This window comes from Comamonas sp. BIGb0124 (assembly GCF_003752175.1).
Classification (GTDB): Bacteria; Pseudomonadota; Gammaproteobacteria; order Burkholderiales; family Burkholderiaceae_C; genus Comamonas_F.
Window position 1 is genome coordinate 50,787 of sequence record NZ_RJVF01000001.1, and the last position, 16,373, is coordinate 67,159.

The 16,373-nt window shown below is 67.5% G+C and carries 12 protein-coding genes; 6 read left to right on the forward strand and 6 right to left on the reverse strand.

Annotated features, from left to right (window positions below):
* The first annotated feature begins 250 nt into the window (after positions 1 to 250).
* On the forward strand, positions 251 to 1,387 hold the full coding sequence (locus EC845_RS00255) for an iron-containing alcohol dehydrogenase (RefSeq protein WP_123295226.1): 1,137 nt from the start codon (positions 251 to 253) through the stop codon (positions 1,385 to 1,387).
* Between the two features lie 32 nt (positions 1,388 to 1,419).
* Here EC845_RS00255 and EC845_RS00260 read toward each other — a convergent pair whose 3' ends face one another.
* From EC845_RS00260 to EC845_RS00270, 3 genes are all read right to left on the reverse strand, one after another.
* Positions 1,420 to 1,989 (reverse strand): nucleoside 2-deoxyribosyltransferase, encoded by a 570-nt coding sequence (locus EC845_RS00260; RefSeq protein WP_123295227.1) that lies wholly within the window; start codon positions 1,987 to 1,989, stop codon positions 1,420 to 1,422.
* A gap of 88 nt (positions 1,990 to 2,077) precedes the next feature.
* Positions 2,078 to 2,404, reverse strand: a complete 327-nt coding sequence (locus tag EC845_RS00265) for a plasmid stabilization protein (RefSeq protein ID WP_123295228.1) — start codon at positions 2,402 to 2,404, stop codon at positions 2,078 to 2,080.
* 150 nt (positions 2,405 to 2,554) lie between these two features.
* Complete coding sequence (locus EC845_RS00270) at positions 2,555 to 4,915, reverse strand: Tex family protein (protein WP_123295229.1); 2,361 nt, start codon at positions 4,913 to 4,915, stop codon at positions 2,555 to 2,557.
* 493 nt (positions 4,916 to 5,408) lie between these two features.
* Between EC845_RS00270 and ggt the strand changes: the two genes are divergently transcribed.
* On the forward strand, positions 5,409 to 7,250 hold the full coding sequence (gene ggt / locus EC845_RS00275) for a gamma-glutamyltransferase (protein ID WP_123295312.1): 1,842 nt from the start codon (positions 5,409 to 5,411) through the stop codon (positions 7,248 to 7,250).
* On the opposite strand, the gene EC845_RS00280 is transcribed toward ggt, so the two are convergent.
* The 3 genes from EC845_RS00280 to EC845_RS00290 all read right to left on the reverse strand — a co-directional run bounded on the left by EC845_RS00280 (position 7,247) and on the right by EC845_RS00290 (position 10,037).
* Positions 7,247 to 8,494 carry an FAD-binding oxidoreductase gene (locus EC845_RS00280; protein ID WP_123295230.1) on the reverse strand — a complete coding sequence of 416 codons (1,248 nt, stop codon included), beginning with the start codon at positions 8,492 to 8,494 and terminating at the stop codon, positions 7,247 to 7,249. The genes ggt and EC845_RS00280 overlap by 4 nt on opposite strands.
* 52 nt (positions 8,495 to 8,546) lie before the next feature.
* Complete coding sequence (locus tag EC845_RS00285) at positions 8,547 to 8,897, reverse strand: RidA family protein (RefSeq protein WP_123295231.1); 351 nt, start codon at positions 8,895 to 8,897, stop codon at positions 8,547 to 8,549.
* Between the two features lie 171 nt (positions 8,898 to 9,068).
* Positions 9,069 to 10,037, reverse strand: a complete 969-nt coding sequence (locus tag EC845_RS00290) for a LysR family transcriptional regulator (RefSeq protein WP_123295232.1) — start codon at positions 10,035 to 10,037, stop codon at positions 9,069 to 9,071.
* Between the two features lie 191 nt (positions 10,038 to 10,228).
* Between EC845_RS00290 and EC845_RS00295 the strand changes: the two genes are divergently transcribed.
* From EC845_RS00295 to dnaG, 4 genes are all read left to right on the forward strand, one after another.
* Positions 10,229 to 11,212 (forward strand): tripartite tricarboxylate transporter substrate binding protein, encoded by a 984-nt coding sequence (locus EC845_RS00295; RefSeq protein WP_123295233.1) that lies wholly within the window; start codon positions 10,229 to 10,231, stop codon positions 11,210 to 11,212.
* A gap of 125 nt (positions 11,213 to 11,337) precedes the next feature.
* Entirely contained in the window at positions 11,338 to 12,879 is a 1,542-nt protein-coding gene (locus EC845_RS00300; RefSeq protein WP_123295234.1) for an amidase, read from the forward strand.
* A 313-nt stretch (positions 12,880 to 13,192) separates the two neighbouring features.
* Positions 13,193 to 14,023 (forward strand): NAD(P)-dependent oxidoreductase, encoded by an 831-nt coding sequence (locus tag EC845_RS00305; protein WP_123295235.1) that lies wholly within the window; start codon positions 13,193 to 13,195, stop codon positions 14,021 to 14,023.
* Positions 14,024 to 14,208: 185 nt separating this feature from the next.
* Positions 14,209 to 16,257: a DNA primase gene (gene dnaG, locus EC845_RS00310; protein WP_123295236.1), complete on the forward strand. Its 2,049-nt coding sequence runs from the start codon at positions 14,209 to 14,211 to the stop codon at positions 16,255 to 16,257.
* Positions 16,258 to 16,373: the final 116 nt, after the last annotated feature.

The following is a 16,373-nucleotide window of genomic DNA, read 5'->3' on the forward strand; positions in this document are numbered from 1 at the left end:
TGGTAGGGATGCCGGCGTTGGCAATCGACCGTAAAATTACGTACAACACGTCATCTCACCGTCAATTCAAGGGAAATCACCTAATTTCTCCAATTTGACCGAATTGCCTCCAAAAACGTGGCAGCGTCTTTGCCGCGCAACGCTATCCGGTATTGGCCCTATGGCTGGGTGCCCGGCACCTCGATAGCCTGAACGCCGGGCCGGCGCCTCTTCCTGGCAGCCGCTGCAACCCCAACAGGCAAGGCTGTCCATGGCATTCATCAACTACGTCACCCAGATCCAGTTCGAACACGGCGCCATCGCACTGCTGCCGCAGGAATGCGTACGGGTGGGCATGACCCGCCCCCTGATCGTGACGGATGCGGGCGTGAAAGCGGCCGGCGTCCTTCAGAAAGCCCTGGACGCCCTGCGGGGCTGGGATGTCGAGGTGTTCGACCAGACCCCGCCCAACCCCACGGAAGACGCCGTGCGCGCGGCGGCAGCGCTCTATCGGCAGAAAGGCTGCGACGGCCTGATCGCGGTGGGCGGCGGATCGGCCATCGACTGCGCCAAGGGCGTTGCCCTGGTCGCGACCCACGAGGGCCCGCTCACCCGCTATGCGACCATCGAAGGCGGCTCGGCCCTCATCACCGCCCAGGTCGCGCCGCTGATCGCAGTGCCGACGACCAGCGGCACCGGCAGCGAGGTCGCCCGGGGCGCCATCCTCATCGTCGACGACCACCGCAAGCTGGGTTTTCATTCATGGCATCTGGTGCCCCGCGCCGCCATCTGCGACCCGGATCTCACACTGGGCCTGCCGCCGCGCCTGACGGCCGCCACCGGCATGGACGCCATCGCGCACTGCATGGAGACCTTCATGGCCAGCGCCTTCAATCCGCCGGCCGACGGCATCGCGCTCGACGGCCTGGCCCGGGGCTGGTCGTGGATCGAAAGAGCGACCACACACGGCAACGACCGCGAGGCGCGAGCCAACCTCATGAGTGCATCCATGCAGGGTGCCATGGCGTTCCAGAAAGGCCTGGGAGCGGTGCACTCGCTCAGTCACAGCCTGGGCGGCGTCAACCCCATGCTGCACCATGGCACGCTCAATGCCATGTTCCTTCCGGCCGTCGTCGAGTTCAACGCCGAGGCCGACAGCATGCAGCGCGAAAACCGCCTGGAGCGCATGGCGCGCGCCATGGGCCTGTCGTCCGGTACCGACATCGCACTGGCGCTGCGCGACATGAATGCACGGCTGGGCCTGCCGTCCGGCCTGGCGCAGATGGGCGTGCGCCGCGACAACTTCGAGCGCATCGTGACGGGCGCACTGGCCGACCATTGCCACGGGACCAACCCGCGCCCGGCCACGGCCCAGGATTACCGGGAATTGCTGGAAACCTCGCTCTGAGCGAGGCTGCGGATGTCGCAGCCGCAGTGCGCTCAGCGCCGGCGCAGATGGGCGGCCAGGCAGGCTGCGGCGGCCTCGGGCGAAGACTCGATGCACAGCGCAGGCACGGCCAGCATCAGGTTGAGCGGCAAGCCGAAATCCTCGATCATCATGCGGTAGCGCGCGTCGTAAGCAGGCCCCGCGCCTTCGCCTGCGTCGTTGTCTTTGGGCCAGGCTCCCCATTCGGCGCGAATCCGATCGGCCAGCGACTCGCCGGCCTGTTCCAGATACAGCGCGACCGGCTTGCCCAGCGCCACGGCCATGCCCAGTTCGAACACCGTGCCGCTGTCGGGCTCGACCGCGCCACGAAACGGCTCGAGGTTCACCAGCAAGGCATCGGCCGATTGCAGGTGCGCCACATTGCCCTGGTAGATCCGGCTCGCGCGCGCATCGGGCGCAAGGTGTTCATCGGCATGGATGCCGCCGTCCGAAGGCCGGATGCCGCGCAGGCCGTGCTTCACGCACAGCGCTTCGAGCCAGGCGTAGCGCGCGTCCTGATCGGGGTAAAAGATATCGGGACCGGCCAGGTAGACGCGGGGTAAGGTGTCGGACAGAAAAGCCATGGCGGCAGCATACTGCCGATTGGCCGACTCTGGACATCAGGCGACACACCGGGGCACATCCGGCACCAGGGCGTTCGACTCGAGGCGCTCAGTGGGCCAGCGCGCGCTGCAACTGGGCCTTGTTCATGCTGGAACGCCCCCGGAGTCCGCGCCGGCGTGCCTCCTGGTACAGCTGGGCGTAGGTCCGTCCGGCTGCACCGCTGTGCGAACGCAGGCCGCCGCGTCGGCCCGAGGACAGGTCTTCACGCGACAGCGCGCTGCCGTGTTCGGCTTCGCCACTGCGCGCGCGTTCCTTGTTGACGACGCGCGCCGCTATTTCCTCGGCCGTGTCTTCCTTGCGGCCACGCTCCAGCAGACCGGCCTTGATGTGCTGGTACTGGCGTTCACGTTTGTTGCTCCATTGGGTTCTTGGCATGTCGGTCTCCTGTGTGAGACCCGCTGCACCGGACGGCTGCCCGGCAACGGGCTGGATTCCAGTCTCCCCCGGCCGTTGCCGCCTCGCAAGCCCTGCGCAGGCGCGCGTCACGCCCGCAGACACGCGGGCGGGGCGCTGTCCGACACCGCGCTACTTCTTCAGCCCTTGCAGCTTGGCGAAGGCATGCGACATCGCGCTGCCGGCGGCCTGATCGGCAGAGGCGCCCCGGCCGCCTTGCTGCGTGTAGCGGCCGGCACCGCGGCCGGCGTTCTCGAACCGGTTGTCGCGTGGCCCGTCACGCCGCGCCGGAGCCGCGTCGAGTTTCATGGTCAGGCTGATGCGCTTGCGGGCCGCATCGACCTCCAGCACCTTGACCTTGACGATGTCGCCGGTCTTGACGACTTCGCGCGCATCGGTGACGAACTTGTTCGACAGCTGGCTCACGTGCACCAGGCCGTCCTGGTGCACGCCGAGGTCGACGAACGCACCGAAGGCTGCGACGTTGCTCACGGTCCCCTCGAGCACCATGCCCTCCTTGAGGTCGGCGATGTCTTCGACGCCATCGTTGAAGCGCGCCACCTTGAAGTCAGGCCGGGGATCGCGGCCGGGCTTTTCCAGTTCGGCCAGGATGTCCTTCACGGTCACCACGCCGAACTGGGCATTGGCCAGGCTCTCGGCCTTCACCCCCTTGAGCAGTTCGGCCCGGCCCATGACTTCGGCGATCGGCTTGGCGACCTGGGCCAGCATGGCCTCGACCACCGAATACGTCTCGGGGTGCACACCGGTCATGTCGAGCGGATTGTCGCCACTGCGGATGCGCAGGAAACCGGCACTCTGCTCGAAAGTCTTGGCCCCCAGGCCGGTCACGGACAGCAGTTGCTGGCGGTTGCGGAAAGCCCCGTTGGCTTCGCGCCAGCGCACCACGGCCTTGGCCACGCCGCCGGAGAGCCCCGACACCCGGGTCAGCAACGGCGCACTGGCCGTGTTCAGGTCGACGCCCACGGCGTTCACGCAATCCTCGACCACCGTATCGAGCGTGCGGGCGAGTTCGCTTTGATTGACGTCGTGCTGGTACTGCCCCACGCCGATGCTCTTGGGATCGATCTTGACCAGTTCGGCCAGCGGATCCTGCAGTCGACGCGCAATGCTGGCAGCGCCGCGCAGGCTCACATCCACATCCGGCATTTCCTGGCTGGCGAACTCGCTGGCGCTGTAGACCGAGGCGCCGGCCTCGCTGACCACCACCTTCTCGATGGCATAAGGCGCGTCCTTGGCCAGCAGCTTGATGAGGTCGGCAGCCAGCTTGTCGGTTTCACGGCTGGCCGTGCCGTTGCCGATGGCGATGAGATTGACGCCGTGCTTCATGCAGAGCTTGGCCAGCGTGTGCAGCGAGCCATCCCAGTCGCGGCGGGGCTCGTGGGGGTAGACGGTCGAGGTGTCGACCAGCTTGCCGGTGGCATCGACCACGGCGACCTTGACGCCGGTGCGGATGCCCGGATCGAGCCCCATCACGACACGGGCGCCGGCGGGAGCGGCCAGCAGCAGGTCGCGCAGGTTGTCGGCGAACACCTTGATGGCGACTTTTTCGGCATCCTCGCGCAGGCGGGCGAACAGGTCGCGCTCGGTCGACAGCGACAGCTTGACACGCCAGGTCCAGGCCACGGCCTTGCGGATCAGGTCGTCGGCCGCCCGCGCCGAATGGCTCCAGCCCAGATGAAGCGCAATACGGCCTTCGGCCACGCTGGGTTTGCCGGGCTCGGGCTCGACGGGCAACACCAGCTTGGCGTCGAGGACCTCTTGCTGGCGTCCCCGGAACACCGCCAGGGCCCGGTGGGACGGGACACGGCCGATGGGCTCGTCGTAATCGAAGTAGTCGCGGAACTTGGCGATATCGGCATGGTTCTCGTCCTTGCCGTCGACCAGCTTGCTGCGCAGCAGGCCTTCCTGCCACAGCCATTCGCGCAGATCCTGCACAAGAGCCGCGTCTTCGGCCCAGCGCTCGGACAGGATGTCGCGCACGCCGTCGAGCACGGCCTGCACGGTGGTGAAGTCACTGCCGTCCTCGCCCTTGGCCGGCTTGACGTAGCTGGCGGCCTCGTCGGCCGGCACGCGGTCGGGCTCGGCAAACAGCAACGAGGCCAGGGGGTCGATGCCGTTCTCGCGGGCGATCTGGCCCTTGGTGCGGCGCTTGGGCTTGTAGGGCAGGTACAGATCCTCGAGTTCCTGCTTGGTGGGCACGGCCTCGATGGCTGCGCGCAGTTCGGGCGTGAGCTTGCCCTGTTCGTCGATGCTCTTGAGCACCGCCTCGCGGCGGCTCTCGAGTTCACGCAGATAACCCAGCCGGTATTCCAATTCGCGCAACTGCACGTCGTCGAGGCCGCCCGTGGCCTCCTTGCGGTAGCGGGCCACGAAGGGCACGGTGGCCCCGCCGTCGAGCAAGGCCACGGTCGTCGAGACCTGTTCGACCCGGACCTTGAGTTCACTGGCGATCTGCTGGAATATCTTGTTCACATTCAATCTCTGTCTCGCGCAAGTTCGATCTTGCGCCCTGCCGCACCATGCCGCGCCATCCGGCCCTGGGGCCTTCGGGGCGGCCAAGTAAAGCTGGCGAGTTTGCCACAGCCCAGCCGCCTCGCCGGCCGTCCAACCGGGGCCGCGGCCCCGCGCCTTGTAGGAAAACAGCGGCTTTCCCCGGGGACGCCCCGAATCGGCCGGCTTCCTCGTGTAGTCTCGTGACGGCCGGCTCGGCGGTGCCTGAACATCCCATCCGCCAGCCCGGCCCGCCTGGATGCGGCGATGCGGATTCGAGAGCACTGCCCTGCGCCGGCTGTCTCCCGCCCATGCCAGGCGTCCCCCAGCCCGAGGAGCATCCATGACACCACCGCCCACCATCGCCACCGCCCCAGCCGCCGCCCTGTCCCGGTCCATGTCCGCCTCGCCCGAACAATCCCCCTCGCGGTCGGCGGGTGCCACGGCCAGGGTCGATGCCGGCACACGCCGCCCGATGGCAGGACCCAGCCTCACCGCCCTGGCCTGCAGCGCCCTGCTGGTGCTGGCCGGATGCCAGAGCCAGCCGCCTGCGCCGCAGGGCATCTCCTCGACCTTCACCGGCAATACGCCCACGGCGCAGCAGGCTGCCATGCAGCCGGAAAGCGGCTCGGGCTACACCCGCAAGCCCGGTTGGGCAACCCAGACCTATGCCGTGGCGGCAGCCAACCCGCTGGCCACGGCCGCCGGCGACCAGGTCCTGAAATCCGGCGGCTCGGCGGTCGACGCCGCCATTGCGGTGCAGCTCGTGCTGACCCTGGTCGAGCCGCAATCCAGCGGACTGGGCGGCGGCGCATTCCTCATGCATTTCGACGGCAAGACGGTCGAGGCTTACGACGGCCGCGAGACCGCCCCGCGAGAAGCCGACGGCCGGCTCTTCATCGGTGCGGACGGCAAGCCCATGCCTTTCCAGCAGGCGGTGGTGGGCGGACGCTCCGTCGGGACGCCGGGCCTGCTCAAAATGCTGGAACAAGTACACCAGGCGCATGGCAAGCTGCCCTGGGCCGCGCTGTTCGCGCCGGCCATCAATCTCTCCGAACGCGGATTTCCCGTCAGCCAGCGTCTCCATACGCTGATCGAGACCGACCCGTCTCTGCGCAGCGACCCCGTGGCTGCCCGCTACTTCTACGGCGCCGACGGCCATGCCCTGCCCGTGGGCACCATCCTGCGCAATCCCGAGCTCACCCAGACGCTGAGGCAGATCGCCGCCGGCGGCAGCAAGGTCTTCTATCAGGGCGAGATAGCCCAGGCCATGGTGGACAAGGTACGCAACCATCCCACCAATCCCGGCCGCCTGTCGCTGGCCGACCTGAGCGCCTACCAGCCCAAGAAACGCACGCCGCTGTGCGCAGACTATTCGGCCAACAGCAAGCCTTACCTGATCTGCGGATTTCCGCCGCCCAGCTCCGGCATGCTGGCCATCGGGCAGATCCTGGGCATCCTGGGCAATACCGACGCCGCACTGCAGCCGCCGCAGGCCACCGCACAGGGCGTGGTGCCCAGCGCAAACTGGCTGCACCTGTACAGCGAAGCCGCCCGGCTGGCCTTTGCCGACCGCGCGGCCTACATCGGCGACCCGGATTTCGTGCAGGCTCCCGGCGGCGACTGGCGCAGCCTGCTGGCGCCCGGCTACCTGCTGGAACGCAGCCGGCTCATCGGTCCGCAACGCATGCCTGCGGCCACGGCCGGCCAGCCGGCGCCGCTGCGCGTGGGTTACGCCCCCATGCCGCCGCAACCCGAGTACGGCACCTCGCACATCTCGATCATCGACAAGGACGGCAACGCCGTGGCCATGACCACGACCATCGAAGCGGCTTTCGGCTCGCGCCAGATGGTCAAGGGCTTCATGCTCAACAACGAACTGACCGACTTCAGCTTCACGCCGACCGATGCGTCGGGCCAGCCGATCGCCAACAGCGTGCAACCCGGCAAACGCCCACGCTCGTCGATGTCGCCCACGCTGGTCTTCGACCGCAACTCCGGCCAGTTGCTGGCCAGCGTCGGCAGCCCGGGCGGCGCAGCCATCATCCACTACACGGCCAAGACGCTGTACGGCATGCTCAACTGGGGATTGAACGCCCAACATGCCATCGACCTGCCCAATTTCGGCGCCAGCGAGACCGGCCTGCCGGTGGAAGCCGGCCGCTTCCCGCCCGCCACCCTGGCGACGTTGCGCCAGCGCGGCCACGACGTCAAGGAGCAGGAGATGACCAGCGGCCTGCAGGCCATCGAGCGCACGGGCACCGGTTATTTCGGCGGCGCCGATCCCCGCCGCGAAGGCGTGGTGATGGGGGATTAAGCCGCGTCGAATCGGCGAGGTGAAAAAGGTGCCGGGTCCACATAGGGCGCCTCGCCCCCGATGAGTTCGGCCAGCAGCCGGCCCGATGCGGGCCCCAGGGTGAAACCCTGATGGGCATGGCCGAAGTTGAACCACAGCCCGGCATGCCGGGGCGCAGCGCCGATCACCGGTTTCATGTCGACCGTGCACGGGCGCGCGCCCAGCCAGGGTTGCGGCTCGACGCCGGCGCCCAGCTCGAACAACTGGCGGGTGGATCGTTCGGCCTGTGCCAGTTGCACCGGCGTGGCCGGCGCATCGAGAGCGGCGAACTCGGCGCCGGTGGTCAGACGCAAGCCGCGCTTCATGGGGGCCAGCATCACGCCCTGTTCGGTATCGAGCAAGGGCAGACGCAGGGGCCGGTCCATCGCGTAATGGCGGTGGTAGCCGCGCTTGATGAACAGCGGCAACCGGTAGCCGAGCGCCCGCGTGGCGGCATCCGCCCAAGGACCGAGTGCAAGCACCGCGTGCTGCGCCTCGACCCGGCCATCGGCCGTCTGCACCGACCAGCCGTTTCCATCCTGCCGCAGGGTGGACGCATCGCCCTGCTTGAACTGGCCGCCCATGCGCAGAAACAGCGCGGCATACCGCTCGACCAGTTCGCCCGGATCGCTCACCGACCACGGATCTTTCCAGTGCACCGCACCGGCCAGCAGGCCGCCGCGCAAGCCGGGCAACGCGGCCGACAGCGCAGGGCCTTCCAGCATGTCGACCGACAGGCCGTGTGCCTGCGCCACGGCCTGGGCCTGTGCACGCGCGGCATCGAACAGCGCCGGCGTGCGATAGCCCTGCAGCCAGCCTTGGCGCTGGACGAGATCGCCCGCATCGGCGGCACCGATCCAGGCCTCGTGTTCGCTGAGACAGTGCGCGATCAGTTGGCTGTAGGCCTGGGCCACCGGGGCGTAGGCCTTGGGCGCCGAGTTCATCCAGTAACGCGCCAGGCGCGGCAGCAAGGCCGGCATGGCACGCAGGTGGTAGTGCACATCGTTGCCCTGCCCCAGCGCCACGCGCCACAGCGCCCGCCAGTCGCGCGGAAACGCGTAGGGCATGACGGCTTCGCGCTGGATCATGCCGGCGTTGCCGTACGAGGTTTCGCGCCCGGGCGACTTGCGATCGACCAGCAGCACACGGTGTCCGCGCTGGCGCAAGGCCAGCGCCGTGCTGACGCCGACCATGCCGGCACCGAGGACAAGAATGTCAGTTGTCATATACGCAGTCTTTGCCCGAGGGCCGATTCGCGCCCGTGGGCGCATGGCCCGTTCAGTTGCGGAGTGCGGCAATCACGCAGATCTCGATGCGTGCAGGGGCCATCAACGCCGAGCAGACGGTGGCGCGAACGGGCAGCGGATCCTTGAAGTGGGCCGCATAGGCTTTGTTGAATTCCGCGAAATCTTCTTTTTCGGTCAGGAACACCGTGACCGAGACCACATCGGCCAGCGTGAGACCGGCGGTGGCCAAGGTGGCGGAGATGCGCTCGAGCGTCAGATCGGTCTGGGCGGCAATGCCTTCCGGAATGCTGCCGTCGGCGGCAAACGGCATTTCACCGGCCAGGAAAGCCAGGCCGGCAGCTGTACGGATCTTGGAGAAAGGAAGGTTGGCAGGCACGCTCATGAGGACAGCTCTCTTGGCAAATCGGAGTGAAAAAACAGCCGGCGGGCGGATCACCGCAGAGACGCAGTGGCATCGCCCGCGGCGGACGCATCCCATTGTGCGACGGGAAAACGCTCTCCAAACATGCCTGAATCGCATTAAATAGAATAATTCATTGCGATTTCGGCAATTTCACTCGGGGTTCGAGCCACTCTCGCCGGTGACCGCCTCCGAGCGGCCCAGCCCGCCGCCTGCCGCCTGGATCGCGGCGACCAGATGCTGCACAAAAGCCTTGCCGGCCTCGGGCAGGTTGCGCCCGGCCATGGTCTGCACCTCGAGGTAACGCTCGTTCATCTCGCGATCACGCAGCGGAATGGCGACGATGGACTGCGCTTTCAAGCGCGTGCGCACCGAGATCTCGCCATAGAACGCCACCCCCCCGCCGCCAGCCGCGGCAAAGCTGACCAGCGCATCGGCATGGTTGCTCTGCAGCACCGGGGTATAGCGCAGACCCTGGCGGCTGCAACTGATGTCCAGCAGGTGGCGCAACGAACTGTTCTTGAGCGGCAAGGCCAGCGGGTAGGCCGTGACTTGGCTGAACGAGACCTGGCGCTGGCCGGCCAGCGGATGGTCGCTCGCCATCACGGCCAGCACCGGGCTCGGGTAACGCAGCTCGACCCGGATACCGGCTTCGGGAACCGAACTGAGCGTGATGCCGATATCGGCTTCGCCATCGCGCACCCGGCGGGCCACGTCGCCTTGCGAACACACATCCAGATCGAAACGGATGCCGGCATACCGCTCGCGGAACTGGGCGATCAGCGTCGGAATGAAGTCGTAGGCGAATCCCTCGACGCTGACGATGCGCACCCGACCGGTACGCAGGCCCCGCAGGGAGTTGATCTCGCCGGTCACACGCTCGATGTCCTGCTGCACACGCCGGGCGTGCGCGGCCAGCAGTTCGCCGGCGGCATTGGGCACCATGCCGCGCGAGCGGCGCTCGAACAGCAGGGTGTCGAGTTCGGCCTCGAGCCGTGCGATCTGGCGGCTGACCGCCGACGACGCCACATTGAGCTTGAGCGCCGCATCCTTGATGGAGCCGGTGCGCACCACCTCGAGGAAATAACGCATGGCGGTTTCCTGCAACACCCTGTTCTGCATACCGGTTCCTGTTCTGACTCTGATCTGAAGGCGGGATTTTTCGATTGCCTTTTCAGCAAGCGTTTATTCTAATCATTGCGCTTGTTGGTGCCTAGGGTTTGCCCTAGGATGAACTTCATGCCAGTGACACAAAGCCGCTGGCGCCTCGTCCCGCCTACACCCCTGGTCTGACCGTTTCAGGAGCCCGCCACATGCCCTTCGCCACCCCTCTCGCCCGTCTGGCCGCCGCCTGCACACTCGCTCTCGGCGCCGTTGCCCCGGCCCTGGCCGCCGACGCCTTCCCGTCGCGCCCCATCACCGTCGTCATCCCCTTCCCGCCCGGCGGTGCCACCGACGTGCTGGGCCGCGTGATCGGCCAGAAACTCGGCGACACGCTGGGCCAGACCGTGGTCGTCGAAAACCGCGCGGGCGCCGGCACCATCATCGGTGCGTCCTATGTCGCCAAGGCCGCGCCGGACGGCTATACCGTGCTGGTCAGCTCGGGCACGACCTTCACCGTCAATCCCGCCATCCGCAACAACCTGCCCTACGACCCGGTCAAGAGCTTCGACCCCATCGGCATCGCCGGCCGCACGGGCCTGATCCTGCTGGCCAACAAGGACGTGCCGGTGCAGACCGTCAAGCAGTTCGTCGACTACGTCAAGGCTTCCCCCGACAAGTACGCCTACGGCTCGTTCGGCAGCGGCACGACGGCACAGTTCGCCGGCGAGATCGTGCTCTCCGCGACCGGCCTGAAGATGACCCACGTGCCCTACAAGGGCAGCGCCCCGGCCATGACCGACCTGATGGGCGGCCAGATTCCGTTCACCGTGGATACCGTCTCGGCCGCCATCCCGCAGCTCAAGAGCGGCAAGATCAAGGCGATCGCCGTGACCACCGCCAAACGCTCGGCCCTGCTGCCGGACGTGCCGACGATGGCCGAGAACGGCTACCCCGACATCAACATGGACACCTGGCTGGTGCTGGCCGCGCCCAAGGGCCTGCCTGCGGATGTCAAGGCCAAGCTCGAAAAGGCACTGGCCACGGTGATGGCCGATGCCGACACCCGCAGCAAACTCACGGCGCAGGGCTTCGAGCCCGCCTACGCCAATGCCGCCGCAGCCTCCGATCTCATCAACAAGGAACTGCCCGTGATGCGTGCCCTCGCTCAGCGCGCCAACATCACGGCAGACTGACCCTGCCCGGCCGGCGCGCGAGCCCGAAACCGTTGCCGCGCGCCGCATGACCCGGGCCCGGCCGCACGCCGGGCCGCTTTCCGCCTCCCATCCAAAGACGCCAGACAAGAAGAGACACCTGCAACATGACCCGCGCAACCACCACCTCCAGCGGCCCTTTGGTCGAACTCTCCGCCGTCGAACTGCGCCGGCTCATCGGCAGCAAGGCCATTTCGCCGGTCGAGCTGCTCGATGCCTGCATCGAGCGCATCGAGGCGGTGAACCCGCTGATCAACGCCGTCACCGCCACCTGCTTCGACCGCGCCCGCACCGAAGCCCAGGCGGCCGAACGCGCGGTGCTGGCCGGTGAACCGCTGGGCCTGCTGCACGGCCTGCCGCTGGGCGTGAAGGATCTGGAACCCACGGCGGGACTGCTGACCACCTGGGGTTCGCCGATCTACCGCGACCATGTGCCCAGCGAGGACATCGAACTCGTGGCCCGCCTGCGCCGTGCCGGTGCCATCGTGGCCGGCAAGACCAACGTGCCGGAAATGGGTGCCGGGGCCAACTCGCGCAACCCGGTGTGGGGCGCCACGGGCAATCCCTTCGACAACAACCTCAATGCCGGCGGTTCGTCGGGCGGCTCGGCGGCTGCCCTGGCCAGCGACATGCTGCCGGTCTGCACCGGCTCGGACACCGGCGGCTCGCTGCGCATCCCGGCCGCCAAATGCGGCGTCGTCGGTTTCCGGCCCTCGCCCGGCGTGGTGCCCAGCGTGCGCAAGCTGCTGGGCTGGACACCGATCTCGGTGGTCGGGCCGATGGGCCGCACCGTCGAGGATGCCTGCCTGCAACTGGCCGCCAGCGCCGGCATGCATGCGGGCGATCCGCTGAGTTACCCGCTCGATGCCCTGTCCTTTCTGACACCCGCCCGCACCGACCTGAGCCGCCTGCGCGTGGCCTGGACGGACGATTTCGGCGTCTGCGCGGTCGATCAGGGCATCCGCACCACCTTCCGCAACAAGATCAAGGCCATGCGGCATCTGTTCGCGCGTTGCGACGAAGTCCAGTTCGATCTGGGCGATGCGCACCGCTGCTTCGATGTGCTGCGCGCCGAATCCTTCGTGGCCGGCATGCAATCGGCCTACGAGCGCGATCCCGCAAGCCTGGGCCCGAATCCCCGCGCCAACTACGAGATGGGCGCCCGGATGAGCCTGCTCGATTCCGCCTGGGCACAGGCCGAGCAGACCCGCCTGATCCATCGTTTTCAGGAAACCTTCGCCGAGTACGACCTGGTGCTCTCGCCCACCACGCCGGTCTCGCCTTTCCCGTGGACGCAGCCGCACGCCGACACCATCAACGGCGAGCAGCAGGCCAACTACTACCGCTGGCTGGCACTGACGTATGTCGTCACGCTGACCACGCATCCCGCCCTCTCGCTGCCCTGCGGCACCGACCATGCGGGCATGCCGTTCGGCCTGCAGGTGGTGGGCGGTTTCCGCCGCGACCACGAAGTGCTGGGTGCCGCGCATGCGATGGAACAGGCCTTTGCCGGCCATGCCGAACTGCGGCGCCCGCGTCCCGACCTGAGCCGGCTGCGCCCCGCCGTGCCGGCACTGCACTCGATCGTGACCGCACCGCCCGTGTTCGATGCGCGGCAAGCGGGCTCGAGCACGGTCTCGGTCGTCTGAAGCCCCGAACGAGGACCGCCCCCGGCGAGCCTGACGGGACCATGCCGGGGTCTCGGGCTGCCTCGCCGACCGGGTCCAGGCTCGGCAGGCTCCCGCTCGATGCCGCAGTCGATCCGGACGCCCGCTTCTAATATCAGTTATCGTATGACATCTTCGCATCAAGGTACTTGACCCCCGGTACAACGGCTTTGTCACTCAAGGGTTTAGGCGTTATCCCTAATCGCTTGGACCGATCGGCCAGTTACATTTGCCCGGCAAGTACGACAACTGACGATTCGTCGCAGCGTTATTTCAACTAGCACAAGCCGGCTACATGTCCTCCGACCAAAAACTGCATCCCACTCCCATCCGTTTCAAACGACTGCTGCTCACCGGCGCAGCCGGCGGCCTCGGCTCCGAACTGCGCAAGCGCCTGCACCGCTACTGCGATGTGCTGCGCATCTCCGACCTGGCAGGTCTCGAGGCCGAAGCCGGCCACGAAGAGGTGCAGCTCGTGCGCCTGGAGGATGCGGCCGCCGTGCACAGCCTGGTCGAAGGCGTCGACGCCGTCATCCACCTGGGCGGGGTCTCGACCGAACAGCCCTGGGACCCGATCCTGCAAGGCAATATCGTCGGCACCTACAACCTGTACGAAGCCCTGCGCAAGCACGGCGTCAAACGTGTGGTCTTCGCCAGCTCCAATCACGTCACCGGCTTCTATCGCCAGGACGAAGTCGTGAGCCCCAGCGAACCCATGCGCCCCGACGGGCTGTACGGCTTGTCGAAGGCTTTCGGTGAAAGCCTGTCGCGCCTGTACTTCGATCGCTACGGCATCGAAACCGCCTGCGTGCGCATCGGTTCGTCGTTCCCCGAGCCCCGCAACCGCCGCATGCTCGCCACCTGGATGAGCTACGACGACCTCGAGCGCCTGGTGATTGCCGCGCTGACGACGCCGGTACTCGGCCACACCGTGATGTACGGCATGGGCGACAACACCACCACCTGGTGGGACAACACCAGCGCGCGCCATGTGGGCTACCGCCCCCAGGACAGCTCGGAACAGTTCCGGGCCAAGGTCGAAGCCGCCGATCCCAGGCCCGATCTGTCCGATCCGGCCAATATCTATCAGGGCGGACCGTTTGTCCGCACCGGCCCGTTCGACTGAAGCCCCCGGTCCGCAGATGGCCCTGGCCGCCACGAGCGGCCGGCCGGCGGCGATAATAGGCGCTTTCCCCAACCGTTGAACTGCGCTGCGCGCCCGCCTCCCGCGGCGGCGCGGAGCATGGCGCCCGCTGGCCTTTCTGCCGGCACGACGCGCACTGTGCAGGCAAACGCCGAAGTATCGATCCCGTGGCCATCCCTTCTTCCTTCATCCAGGACCTGCTCTCCCGCGTCGACATCGTGGACGTGGTGGGCCAACATGTCCAGCTGAAGAAAGGCGGCGCCAATTACATGGGGCTGTGCCCTTTCCACGGCGAGAAATCGCCGTCGTTCAGTGTCAGCCCGACCAAGCAGTTCTATCACTGCTTCGGCTGCGGCGCCAACGGCGACGCCATCAAGTTCCTGATGGAGCACACCGGTGAAACCTTCGTCGAGGCCGTGCACGATCTGGCCGGCCAGTTCGGCCTTCAGGTGCCCGACGACGACAGCAGCCCCGAGGAGCGCGCCCGCGCCGCGGCCCGCCGCGAAAAACAGGCCACGCTCAGCGACGTGCTGGCCCAGGCGGCACAGGCCTACCGGCAGCACCTGCGCACGGCGCCCACGGCGATCGCCTACCTGAAGCGGCGCGGACTCTCGGGCGACATCGCGCGCACCTTCGGACTCGGTTATGCCCCCGAAGGCTGGCGCAGCCTGGCCAGCGTGTTCCCCGACTACGCCGACCCCCTGCTGGCCGAAAGCGGCCTGGTCATCCTGCGCGAGGAAGAAGGCCAGGAAGAAAAGCGCTACGACCGCTTCCGCGACCGCATCATGTTCCCCATCCGCAATGTGAAGGGCGACGTGATCGGCTTTGGCGGCCGGGTCATGGACAAGGGCGAGCCCAAATACCTGAACTCGCCCGAGACACCCGTCTTCAGCAAGGGGCACGAACTCTACGGGCTGTTCGAGGCCCGCAACGCCATCCACAACCTGGGTTATGCCCTGGTCACCGAAGGCTACATGGACGTCGTGGCCCTCGCCCAGTTGGGCTTCGCCAATGCGGTGGCCACGCTGGGCACGGCCTGCACGCCCGACCACGTGCGTTTGCTGATGCGCTTCACCGACAACGTCGTCTTCAGCTTCGACGGCGACGGCGCCGGCCGCCGCGCGGCCCGCAAGGCCCTGGATGCCGCCCTGCCCTGGGCCAGCGACACCCGCAGCATCAAGTTCCTGTTCCTGCCGGCCGAACATGATCCGGACAGCTACATCCGTGCCTTTGGCCACGAGGCCTTTGCGGTGGCGGTGGGCGAAGCCGTACCCCTCAGCCGTTTCCTGATCGACAGCGCCCGCGAGAGCTGCGACCTGAGTACGGCCGAAGGGCGCGCACGGCTGGCCAGCCACGCCCAGCCCCTGTGGAACGCCCTGCCCGACGGCGCCTTCAAGCGCCAGCTCCTCAACGAGTTCTCCGGCCTCATCCAGTTGCCCGACGGCGAACTCCAGAAGCTGTGGCAGGCGGCCGCGCTCAAGCCGGGCGGAGCCGGCGCAGGGACGGCGCCCCACCGTGGCGGCTTCACCCCGTCGGGCGACCCAGGCGGCTACGCCCATCCGGCCGACGACAGCCTGGCCGGACTGGAGGCCATGGGCGCCTATGGCGAGCCCCTGGGCTCGTCCATGCCGCCGCCGGGCGGCGGCGGCGGTAGCTGGCGTCGCCAAGGCCAGGGCCATGGAAACGGCAGCGGCAGCGGCGAATGGCGCAGCAAGAAACCCTGGAACGGCCGGGGCGGACGCGACGAGCCCGATCTGGGTGCGCGGCTGCCACGGCAGAAACCGGTCTCCAGAGAGGACCAGGCCGTGCGCCTGCTGCTGGGCGACATGGCTTACTGGGACCACCTGGGCCCGGAAGAGCGCAGCATGCTGTCCGGCCTGCCGGCCCCGCACGGCACGCTGTTCGTCTGGCTCGAAGAACAGCTCCACGAATTCGGCGCGCAACCCTGGGCTGCGCTGCAGGCGGCCTTGGCCGAACAACCGTTCGGCGAACAGGTCCTGCGCCTCATGGGCAGCCTGCCCACCGTCGACGATGCGCCGCCGGAAGAACTCCGCCGTGAATTGCAGGGCGTGATCAATCGCATCCTCGACGACCAGCTCAAGCTCCAGGAAAGCCTGGCACTGGCCGCGGTGCCCACCGATCCCGAGGCACTGGAACGCTATCGCTCGCTGGCAAGCCGGCGCAAAGCCCTTCAAGCCCGCATGAAATCCTTCTGATCGGCGGCTTTCGCCTCATCAATTTTCAGAGCACGATACAGAGCGACAACCACGCCGAAGGTGCTTTCCGTCTGGGCACACCCTGAACACCCAGGGCGATTCCAGTTCAGAAATGC

Coding starts and splice junctions, on each gene's coding strand:
- EC845_RS00255 (WP_123295226.1), top strand. CDS start 251: ATGGCATTCATCAACTACGTCACCCAGATCCAGTTCGAACACGGCGCC.
- EC845_RS00260 (WP_123295227.1), bottom strand. CDS start 1,989: ATGGCTTTTCTGTCCGACACCTTACCCCGCGTCTACCTGGCCGGTCCC.
- EC845_RS00265 (WP_123295228.1), bottom strand. CDS start 2,404: ATGCCAAGAACCCAATGGAGCAACAAACGTGAACGCCAGTACCAGCAC.
- ggt (WP_123295312.1), top strand. CDS start 5,409: ATGGCAGGACCCAGCCTCACCGCCCTGGCCTGCAGCGCCCTGCTGGTG.
- EC845_RS00280 (WP_123295230.1), bottom strand. CDS start 8,494: ATGACAACTGACATTCTTGTCCTCGGTGCCGGCATGGTCGGCGTCAGC.
- EC845_RS00285 (WP_123295231.1), bottom strand. CDS start 8,897: ATGAGCGTGCCTGCCAACCTTCCTTTCTCCAAGATCCGTACAGCTGCC.
- EC845_RS00290 (WP_123295232.1), bottom strand. CDS start 10,037: ATGCAGAACAGGGTGTTGCAGGAAACCGCCATGCGTTATTTCCTCGAG.
- EC845_RS00295 (WP_123295233.1), top strand. CDS start 10,229: ATGCCCTTCGCCACCCCTCTCGCCCGTCTGGCCGCCGCCTGCACACTC.
- EC845_RS00300 (WP_123295234.1), top strand. CDS start 11,338: ATGACCCGCGCAACCACCACCTCCAGCGGCCCTTTGGTCGAACTCTCC.
- EC845_RS00305 (WP_123295235.1), top strand. CDS start 13,193: ATGTCCTCCGACCAAAAACTGCATCCCACTCCCATCCGTTTCAAACGA.